General features: G+C 37.7%; 4 protein-coding genes. 3 read left to right on the top strand and 1 reads right to left on the bottom strand.

All coding sequences use genetic code 11. The features are described 5' to 3' along the window. Window positions 1-38: 38 nt before the first annotated feature. Entirely contained in the window at window positions 39-458 is a 420-nt protein-coding gene (locus RTK36_RS16440) for a helix-turn-helix transcriptional regulator (protein ID WP_312048303.1), read from the bottom strand. A 408-nt stretch (window positions 459-866) separates the two neighbouring features. Here RTK36_RS16440 and RTK36_RS16435 point away from each other — a divergent pair, with 408 nt between their 5' ends. The 3 genes from RTK36_RS16435 to RTK36_RS16425 form a co-directional block, all read left to right on the top strand. Beyond that, a complete protein-coding gene (locus RTK36_RS16435; protein ID WP_312048300.1) occupies window positions 867-1,304 on the top strand; it encodes a hypothetical protein in 438 nt (145 codons plus the stop codon). 113 nt (window positions 1,305-1,417) lie between these two features. After that, window positions 1,418-1,582 carry a hypothetical protein gene (locus RTK36_RS16430; protein ID WP_312048299.1) on the top strand — a complete coding sequence of 55 codons (165 nt, stop codon included), beginning with the start codon at window positions 1,418-1,420 and terminating at the stop codon, window positions 1,580-1,582. Beyond that, window positions 1,557-1,794: stalk domain-containing protein (locus RTK36_RS16425; RefSeq protein ID WP_312048298.1), on the top strand; the 238-nt coding region annotated here is incomplete at its 3' end. The genes RTK36_RS16430 and RTK36_RS16425, both read left to right, overlap by 26 nt.

Raw genomic sequence — 1,794 nt, 5'->3', positions numbered from 1 at the left:
ACTCTTCCCTCCTTTGAGCAAAGCTAATAAGTTTCAGATTATCTATATTTCTTAGGTGTGAATTTCTTTTTGGCGGAAATTTTCGCTATTCTAACACCATTTTCTAAGGACACCCTTAATAATTCTTTCGTTTCTTCGTCCATGGGTTCTCCATCAAACATCAAGGCGTCCCCTGTACTCAGCTGGGACAATATTTCATCTACTTTTTTAGAGATGTCTTTTTCATCCTTTGCAGAAAGTTGAGGGTTAAATTCCCTTTGTTCAGGTTCTATACCTGTCATAAGGTAATCTATCGTTACGCCAAAATAATCCGCAATTTTTTGTAATTTATCTTGTTTTGGAGTACTCCTACCACGTTTCCAATCAGATAGAGTTGATTGTGAGACGCCTATTAATTGCGATAATTTGTAGGATGTTATCTCATATTTTTGCAATAATTGTTCAAAAATCTCATACATAAAGTAGCAACCTTTCGTAAAAATTGACAATACTAAGGAAATGCGATAAAAAACATAGAATTTAAAGCATTTACGTGTATACTACGGTTTTTTTTATTACTTCGATTCAGTAAATTGAGCATATCACAAATGCGTAGTACATGCAAGAGCAAATATTACACGGGAGGTGATAAAAGTGTATGATATGTTTTGCTTAAAATGCCAACTGGAGAAATTAAGTTCGAAGACAATAGTACAATAATTGGGAAGGGAAGAATAGAGAAATTTTGCTATGGTGGGGCTGGGGAGGCCTTATGTATATGGTATGAAGGGGGTGGTGATGACACAGGGCAACTTCAACTATCTGCAGGGGCAATGCGGAAAAGAGTACGTTTGAGATTCTGATGAAAAGAAGGTGTCAAAGTTTGTGTGGACTACTCTGGGCTGATTTCTTGGGGTACAGGGGTTGTACTTGGGTCTGCACTACTATTTGATAGTGCAATCAAAAAGGCGCTTATCAGCACAATTAAACAGGCTCCTGTAGGCGCTTTGGTATGGATGAAAGAGCATGTGGGGATTTATACCGGTGAGAAAAATGGTGTACCATATTACATAGCGGCGGATGGATCCCCTTATGGGGTAAGAGAAGTACCGTTAAGCAAGAATAAATTTACTCATTGGGTGTTGATGGATTATTTTAATTATGAAGAGAGGGATGATGAAGTGGTAACAAGAGAAAAAATCATTGTAAATGGCAAGGAATGCGAAGTGGATATGATCCGTAAGGATGGAACAACGTGCATTAAGACTAGGGATGTTGCGGAGCTGTTGGGTTTAAAGTTGGTAATAAGGGTAGAGTGCCTGTAATTGAGAAGAAATAATTTTGAGGTGGCGTAAAAAAACCACCCTTTTTATTGCAAATAGTTACAATTTATGGTATTTTATAATAGTGTTTATTTATTATATTAGGAGGAATTAGAATGAAAATGCAAAGAGCAAAAGATGTAGTGTTGGGCGCAGTGGTTGGTGCGTTGTTAATTGGGGCAGCTCCTATGGCGTTTGCTAAAGTTGCAGATGCTATGGTTCCTGTAAACTATAACGATATTAAGGTTACAGTTGATGGAGAAAGAGCCTTTTATTTATGAAGGGACAACCTATTTGCCTGTTAGAGCGGTAGCCGAAGCGGTTGGAAAAGAAGTAGGTTGGGATAGTGCAACTAAAACTGTGACGTTAACTAGTAAAGAAGCAGCAAAAGAAGCAACAAAAGATGACACAAAAGCAACAGCAGAAACAACAAAAGACGATACAAAAGCAACAACAGAAGCAACAAAAGAAGATACAAAAGCAACAACAGAAG

The sequence above is a fragment of the Anaerotignum sp. genome (assembly GCF_031981185.1).
In the GTDB taxonomy this organism is placed as follows: Bacteria; Bacillota; Clostridia; order Lachnospirales; family Anaerotignaceae; genus Chakrabartyella.
The sequence above is the reverse complement of the archived record's forward strand: the minus strand, read 5'-3'. Positions and strand labels throughout refer to the sequence as shown.